We start from the raw sequence: 1,538 nt of genomic DNA on the forward strand, positions 1-1,538 counted from the left end.
CAGCTATACGACAACTAAAAAACGCCCTTTGGTCAAAGACCAAAGGGCGTTTAGTAACGCGGTACCACCTTAATTCAAATTACCGTTTGAAGTAATTCCTCAACACGCACGGCACCTAATAGTTGCGATACGCTGCACGATAATGGGTGCCACCAGTTCGCCTCGAGAAGCGAACCCGTCGAACACGATCTTTCAAGTCACAGTCCTAATACCGTCTCACCAAACCGGTACTCTCTTCATAAGGCTATGACCCTAATCCATCGGGTCAAATCTTGTTGTCGTATTTGATTTGTTGCAAGTAGTGTATCCCTGAACATGAGAAAATGTCAATCATTTTTAATAAATTAATCTTAAACGGATAGTTTTCAGGATGGCATAAGCACTGTTATATCAACGTTTATTAGCATAAAAAATTTTTTGAACTTTTGGCGAAAAAGATCGCTTAAGCGCCTCTCACCAAAATAACATAACCAAGAATTCAAATGGCGGTTTGCCCTTTTAACTAATAAATTAATTTACCTAATAACCGCTTCAGCTCGTCTTTCTCGTTACCTGTTAGCTGTGATACCAGTGTATCGGATGAATGCTGCTCAAAGGCATGTAATTCCGGATAAACGTCGGCACCCTTTTCCGTCACGTAAACGCGTCGTAAACGTTTGTCATTAGCATCGTCTTCTAACCTCAGATAGCCACTGTCCACTAGTTTGCGGACCGTTCGAAAAGCGGTCGTTCGGTCAATCTGAACGGAATCAGCCAATTCCCCCAGAAACATCCCCGGCTTTTCGTAACTGCGAATCACATAGATAAAGGCGTTGTTTGCTAACCCAAGTCGTCTAAACTCCGCATTAGTATTGATTTCAATCTTGCGTGTAATTGCCCCGATATCACGAATAATCTCAAACATCATAATCCTCCGTATGAGCCATTTGACTCTAATCTACAGGAAGGTTATTGTATTTGCAATTAAATAGTGATAAGATTTTGAAAGTAATTGCAAATGCAATGAATCGAAAACATCGTTAGGAGTGTCATTTATGTGGAAAACCAAATCATTTTCAGAATTATCAACCAAGGAACTATATGAACTTTATCATCTCCGGGTCGCAACATTTGTCGTGGCGCAAAAACGAATTTATCAAGAAGTGGATGAAAATGATTTAAATGCGCTGCACGTTTTCTATCAGGATGACCGTATTGTGGCTTATTCTCGGGTGTATAAAGAAGACGGTCATGTCACCTTTGGCCGAGTTGTTACGGATCCCGCCCATCGTGGCATTGGATTAGGTGATCAACTGATGACCAATGTTTTAACCGCGATTCGAACCCATTTCGGTCACCTACCCATTGAAATCGAAGCACAGGTTCAAGTTCAAGGTTTCTACGAAAAATATGGTTTTACGACTGTTGGCGAGCCTTTCATTTTCAATTCCACCCCTCACATCAAAATGGTGCACGAGGTGCTAAAGGCATAACTGCTCCAATCTTTAGCACAAGTGGACGGGCAGTACAAACACAAAAATTGCGATGTCAATGAATAA

2 protein-coding genes are annotated in these 1,538 nt (G+C 41.4%); one reads left to right on the top strand and one right to left on the bottom strand.

Annotation, left to right across the window (positions count from 1 at the left end):
- Positions 1-502 precede the first annotated feature (502 nt).
- Positions 503-904, bottom strand: a complete 402-nt coding sequence (locus tag AB3112_RS11425; protein WP_367334562.1) for a MarR family winged helix-turn-helix transcriptional regulator — start codon at positions 902-904, stop codon at positions 503-505.
- A gap of 130 nt (positions 905-1,034) precedes the next feature.
- Between AB3112_RS11425 and AB3112_RS11430 the strand changes: the two genes are divergently transcribed.
- Complete coding sequence (locus AB3112_RS11430; RefSeq protein ID WP_367334563.1) at positions 1,035-1,472, top strand: GNAT family N-acetyltransferase; 438 nt, start codon at positions 1,035-1,037, stop codon at positions 1,470-1,472.
- The last annotated feature ends 66 nt before the right edge of the window (positions 1,473-1,538 follow it).

This window comes from Lentilactobacillus sp., from assembly GCF_040773105.1.
GTDB classification, from domain to species: Bacteria; Bacillota; Bacilli; order Lactobacillales; family Lactobacillaceae; genus Lentilactobacillus; species Lentilactobacillus parabuchneri.